4 protein-coding genes and 3 pseudogenes are annotated in these 5,938 nt (G+C 69.1%); 5 read left to right on the plus strand and 2 right to left on the minus strand.

Translation table 11 applies throughout. From position 1 onward, the window contains the following. From VFF46_RS30285 to VFF46_RS30290, 3 genes and pseudogenes are all read left to right on the plus strand, one after another. The coding region (locus tag VFF46_RS30285) for an RNA polymerase sigma factor (protein ID WP_325040646.1) at nt 1–723 on the plus strand (723 nt) is incomplete at its 5' end. Continuing rightward, nucleotides 720–797 (plus strand): annotated as a pseudogene (locus VFF46_RS40675) (hypothetical protein); the annotation flags it as partial. The gene VFF46_RS30285 and the pseudogene VFF46_RS40675, both read left to right, overlap by 4 nt. A gap of 121 nt (nt 798–918) precedes the next feature. Continuing rightward, nucleotides 919–1,158 (plus strand): hypothetical protein, encoded by a 240-nt coding sequence (locus tag VFF46_RS30290; protein WP_325040649.1) that lies wholly within the window; start codon nt 919–921, stop codon nt 1,156–1,158. Here VFF46_RS30290 and lexA read toward each other — a convergent pair. Together lexA and VFF46_RS30300 are read right to left on the minus strand one after the other, a co-directional pair. Further along, entirely contained in the window at nt 1,155–1,808 is a 654-nt protein-coding gene (gene lexA / locus VFF46_RS30295; protein WP_325040647.1) for a transcriptional repressor LexA, read from the minus strand. The genes VFF46_RS30290 and lexA overlap by 4 nt on opposite strands. Nucleotides 1,809–1,817: 9 nt before the next feature. Then, nucleotides 1,818–2,771, minus strand: a complete 954-nt coding sequence (locus VFF46_RS30300) for a LysR family transcriptional regulator (protein WP_325040648.1) — start codon at nt 2,769–2,771, stop codon at nt 1,818–1,820. A gap of 113 nt (nt 2,772–2,884) precedes the next feature. Here VFF46_RS30300 and dnaE point away from each other — a divergent pair. Together dnaE and VFF46_RS30310 are read left to right on the plus strand one after the other, a co-directional pair. Beyond that, nucleotides 2,885–5,082 (plus strand): annotated as a pseudogene (gene dnaE / locus VFF46_RS30305) (DNA polymerase III subunit alpha); the annotation flags it as partial. 276 nt (nt 5,083–5,358) lie between these two features. Beyond that, nucleotides 5,359–5,938, plus strand: a pseudogene (locus VFF46_RS30310) (DNA polymerase III subunit alpha); the annotation flags it as partial.

A 5,938-nucleotide genomic window follows, 5' to 3' on the forward strand; every position in this document is an offset into this window, starting at 1 on the left:
CTGCCCGAGCGGCTGACCGAAGTACTGACGGTCATCTACCTGCTCTTCAACGAGGGCTACCTGTCGAGTACGGCGGAACGTACGCACTCGCGCGACCTCGTCGACGACGCGGAATGGCTGACCGCCCTGCTCCACGGCCTGCTCCCGAACGAGCCCGAGGTCGCCGGCCTGCTCGCCCTGATCCGCCTGCACCGTGCCCGTACGGCGGCCCGCTTCGCCCCGAACCTGGTGCTGCTCGCGGACCAGGACCGGACGCTGTGGGACCACGCCGCGATCACCGAAGCGACGGCGCTGCTCATCCGGACCGCCCGGCGGCACCGCGCGCCCGGTCCGTACCAGCTGCAGGCCGCGATCGCCGCCTGCCACAGCGAGGCAGCGAGCTGGGACGAGACCGACTGGCCGCAGATCCTCGTGCTCTACGACATGCTGATGACCCTGCAGCCGAGCCCGGTGACCTGCCTGCACCGCACGATCGCGCTCTCGTACGTACGAGACGCGGCCGCCGCGCTGACCGAGCTCGACGCCCTGGCCGGCGCGTTGTCCACGTATCCACTCTTCCACGCGACCCGCGCGCAGTTCCTCCGCGAACTCGGTCGCCCGGCCGAGGCCCGCGCGGCCGACGAGCGCGCCGCCGCACTCACCACGAACCCGGCGCAGCTGGACCTGCTCCACGAGCGCCTCGCGCAACTGCGCCCAGAGAAACTGCAAGGAGAACCGAGATGACAACGATCGTGACCAAGGTCGAGGTCGAGCGGACCGCCGACGAAGTGTTCGCGTACGTCACCGACCCGAACCACTTCCCCGAATGGCAGGCCGGCGTCACCGGCGGCCACCTCGAAGGCGGCGAGCCGGTCGTCGGCGCGAAAATGCCTGACCACGCGCAAGATCGGCGGCCGCGAACGGGACGTCACGTCGCGGCTGACGGTCTTCGACCCGCCGCGCGCCTGGGCGGTCCGCGGCGAGGACGGCCCGATCCGCGCGACCGTCAACGTGACCGTCGTACCGATCGCCGGCCGCGACGCCAGCACGCTGACCATCGACCTGGACTTCGAGGGTCACGGGATCGGCAAGGTCCTGGTCCCGCTGATCGTGGTGCCACAGTCCCGCAAGGAGATGCCGGCCAACCTCGCGCGACTGAAGTCGAACCTGGAGCGCTAGACGCTGCGCAGTACCGACACCACGACGCCGAGGACGGTGGCGTTGTCGCCGTCGATCACCTCGTACGCCGGGTTCCGCGGCTCGAGGTACACGTGGCCGTTGCGGCGCCGGTACACCTTGACGGTCGCCTCCTCGTCGATCATCGCGGCGACGATCTGGCCGGAGTGCGCCTCGGCCTGCTGCCGGACCACGACGATGTCGCCGTCGCAGATCGCCGCGTCGATCATCGACTCACCGCGCACCCGGAGCCCGAACACGGTGCCGCGGCCGGTCAGCCCGCGGGGGAGTTGCAGTACGTCGTCCACGTGCTCGACGGCCGAGATCGGCGTACCGGCGGCGATGTCACCGACCACCGGGACCGGCACGTTCTCGTCACTGGTCGACCGGGTGTTCGTCTCCTGCAGGAACATCCGGACGTCGATCGCCCGCGACACCGACGGGCCGCGGCGCAGGAAACCCTTGTCCTCCAGGGAGGCCAGGTGCTTCGACACCGACGAGGAGGACCGCAGCCCGACCGCGTCACCGATCTGCCGGCTGCTCGGCGGGTACCCGTGCCGCGTCACCCAGTCCCGGATCACCACCAGGATCCGCTGCTGCCGTTCCGGCAGCGCGCCGGTGTCGAGGTCGCCGAACAGGTCGAGATCAGTCACCGCGAAATCCTAGAGCGCCTCCGGCCGCTCGTCGTGCTCCGACCCGCGCCGGAGCCGTTCGGGTAACCACAGTTGGTCCACCGCGGGCTGTGGGTGCCGACGTACATGCTCGATCAGCGTGTCCAGATCGGGATGCTTGTTCGCACTGAGCCAGATGAGCGACCACGGGTAGACGGGAGTCGGGTCCACGACCCGCAGCCTGCGGAGTCCGCGCGGCCACGGCCCGAGCTCTCGCGTGCGCTCACCCCAGAACGTGACGAGCGACCGGGACTCGGCGATCGTCCCGATCAGGTCCTCGAACCCGAAGTTCGGCCCGGTCGAGTCGATCGTCAGGCCGAACTCGGCGGACAGTTCCTGGTAGAACGCACCCCACTCGCTGCCCTCGATGATCCCCGGGATCCAGAAGGTGTACCGGCGCAGTTCGTCCACCGCCACCGAGGTCCGGTTCGCGAGCGGATGCCCGGCGCCGACGACGATCTCGTGCGGTTCGAGGTACGCGACCATGCTCTCCACCCCGGCCGGCAGCGGGTCGGGGTGGTACGCGAACGTCGCGTCGATCTCGCCCGACAGCAGCGCCGGCAGTGCGGCGCCGAGTCCGCGCAGTACGAGCGTCTTGAGCGGGAGCTCCGGATGCGCCTGGTGGAAGTCCAGCATCAGTACGCCCGGCAGCAGCCGCGCGCCGAGGATGTCGACGCGCAACGGCCGCGCCGCGCGCTGGACGGACTCGACCGCATGCCGGGCGGCGATCAGTACGGCGTGGGCGTGCGGCAGGAAGGTCCGCCCGTCCGCGGTCAGGAGCGCGCCGGTGGGGACGCGTTCGAAGAGCGTGACGCCCAGCGAGGACTCCAACGCGGCGACGCGCTTCGACACCGCCTGCTGACTGAGCCGGAGACGGTCGGCGGCGTACCGGAACTGGCCCTCCTCGGCGACGGCGACGAACGCACGCAGGCTGTCGAGGTTCACGTGACCAGACAGTACAACCCGCGGTTGTCGAGACCGCCGAAGGGTTGTTTGATCCCGGGTGCACGGGCGGCTTTGGATGAGGGCCCCAGACAACTGACGGTTGTGGAGCCCGGGTGCCTTCGTTCACACATCTGCATGTCCATACCCAGTACTCGCTGCTCGACGGCGCTGCGCGGCTGAAGGACCTGTTCGCGGCCTGTGCCGAGTACGGCATGACCCATCTCGCGATCTCGGACCACGGGAACCTGCACGGCGCGTACGACTTCTTCCATCAGGCGCGGAAGGCCGGGATCACCCCGATCATCGGCATCGAGGCGTACGTCGCGCCCGCGTCCCGCCGCACCAAGGAACGCGTCTTCTGGGGACAGCCGCAGCAGAAGCGTGATGACGTGTCCGGATCCGGCGGCTACACGCACAAGACGATCTGGGCGCGGGACGCGACCGGGCTGCACAACCTCTTCCGGCTGTCGTCCGACGCGTACCAGGAGGGCTGGCTGCAGAAGTGGCCGCGGATGGACAAGGAGAGCCTCGCGCAATGGTCCGCCGGGCTGATCGCGTCGACCGGCTGCCCGTCGGGGGAGGTGCAGACGCGGCTCCGGCTCGGACAGTACGACGAGGCGGTCGCGGCGGCCGCGCAGTACCAGGACATCTTCGGCAAGGAGAACTACTTCCTGGAGCTGATGGACCACGGCATCGAGATCGAACGCCGCGTTCGCGACGGCCTGCTCGACCTCGGGCGGACGCTGAACATCCCGCCGCTGGTCACCAACGACTCGCACTACACGCACGCCGCCGAGGCCACCGCGCACGACGCGCTGCTCTGCATCCAGACCGGCAAGACGCTCGCGGACCCGGACCGCTTCCGGTTCGACGGCACCGGCTACTACCTGAAGCCGGCCGCTGAGATGTACGCGATCGACTCCTCCGACGCCTGGCAGGACGGCTGCCGGAACACCATGATGGTTGCCGAGCGCATCGACACGGCCGGGATGTTCACCAAGCGCGACCTGATGCCGCGGTTCGACGTACCGGACGGGTTCACCGAGGTGACCTGGTTCCAGGACGAGGTGCTGCGCGGGATGCGGCGGCGGTACCCGGACGGCTGGGACGAGCGGTACCAGCGGCTGGTCGAGTACGAGATCGACGTGATCGTCCAGATGGGGTTCCCCGGGTACTTCCTGGTGGTCGCGGACTTCATCATGTGGGCGAAGACCAACGGCAACGCGGTTGGCCCCGGGCGCGGCTCGGCCGCCGGGTCGCTGGTGTCGTACGCGCTCGGCATCACCGACCTGGACCCGATCGAGCACGGCCTGATCTTCGAGCGGTTCCTGAACCCGGAACGGGTCTCGATGCCGGACGTCGACATCGACTTCGACGAACGCCGGCGGGTCGAGGTGATCCGGTACGTCACCGAGAAGTACGGCGCCGGCAAGGTCGCGATGATCGGCACCTACGGCACGATCAAGGCGAAGAACGCGATCAAGGACTCGGCCCGGGTGCTCGGCTTCCCGTACGCGACCGGCGACCGGATCACCAAGGCGATGCCGGCCGACGTCGGCGGCGCGGGCATCGACCTGACCGGGATCACCGACCCGAAGCACCCGCGGTACGACGAGGCAGCCGAGGTCCGGGCGATGTACGAGAACGAGCCCGACGTCCGGACCGTGGTGGACACCGCGAAGGGCGTGGAGGGACTCGTCCGGCAGATGGGGGTGCACGCGGCCGGCGTGATCATGTCCAGCGAGTCGATCGTCGACCACGTACCGGTCTGGGTCCGGCACTCCGACGGCGTCACGATCACGCAGTGGGACTACCCGAGCTGCGAGTCGCTCGGCCTGCTGAAGATGGACTTCCTCGGGCTGCGCAACCTGACGATCATCGACGACGCGGTGAAGATGGTCCGGTCGACGAAGGGCCTCGAGATCGAGCTCCTCGCGCTGCCGCTCGACGACGCCCGGACCTTCGAGCTGCTCAGTCGTGGTGAGACGCTCGGCGTCTTCCAGTTCGACGGTACGGCGATGCGCGCGCTGCTCAGGTTGATGCGGCCGGACCAGTTCGAGGACATCACCGCGGTCACCGCGCTGTACCGGCCGGGCCGATGGCGATGAACTCGCACACCAACTACGCGCTGCGGAAGAACGGCCAGCAGGAGATCACGCCGATCCACCCGGAGCTGGAAGAGCCGCTGCGCGAGGTGCTCGGGATCACGTACGGGCTGGTCGTCTACCAGGAGCAGGTGCAGAAGGCGGCGCAGATCCTCGCCGGGTACAGCCTCGGGCAGGCGGACCTGCTGCGGCGGGCGATGGGCAAGAAGAAGAAGGAGGTGCTGGACCAGGAGTTCGTGCCGTTCCGGGACGGTTGCCGACGGCACGGGATCTCCGACGCCGCGACGCAGGCGGTGTGGGACGTGCTGGTGCCGTTCGCCGGGTACGCATACAACAAGGCGCACGCGGCGGCGTACGCACTGGTGTCGTACTGGACGGCGTACCTGAAGGCGAACCATCCGGCCGAGTACATGGCCGCGCTGCTGACCTCGGTGAAGGACGACAAGGACAAGTCCGCGGTGTACCTGAACGAGTGCCGCCGGATGGGGATCAAGGTGCTGCCGCCGGACGTGAACGAGTCGCTCGCGAACTTCGGGGCGTACGGCGACGACGTGGTGCTGTTCGGGCTGTCCGCGGTACGGAACGTCGGCGACGGCGTGGTGGACGCGATCGTCCGCAGCCGGGCGGGCGGCCGGTACGCGTCGTTCCCGGACTTCCTCGCGAAGGTGGAGGCCGTTGCCTGTAGCAAACGTGCGACCGAGTCGCTGATCCAGGCGGGCGCGTTCGACACGCTCGGTCACACGCGCAAGGGCCTGCTGTCCCGGCACGAGGAGCTGGTCGAGAACGCGCTCGCGGTCAAGCGGAAGGAGGCCGAGGGGCAGTTCGACCTCTTCGGTACGGCGGAGTCGCCGGTGTTCGCGCTCGACGAGAGCTTCCCCGACGACGAGTGGGACAAGCCGGTACTGCTGGCCCGGGAGCGGGAGATGCTCGGGCTGTACGTCTCCGACCATCCGCTCTTCGGCCTGGAGTCCGTCCTCGCGTCCCGGGCGGACGTGGGCATCGCCCAGCTCTCCGACCAGCCGGACGGCGCGGTCGTGACGATCGGCGGCATCATCTCCAACC

Source organism: Kribbella sp. (assembly GCF_035655035.1).
Lineage (GTDB): Bacteria > Actinomycetota > Actinomycetes > Propionibacteriales > Kribbellaceae > Kribbella.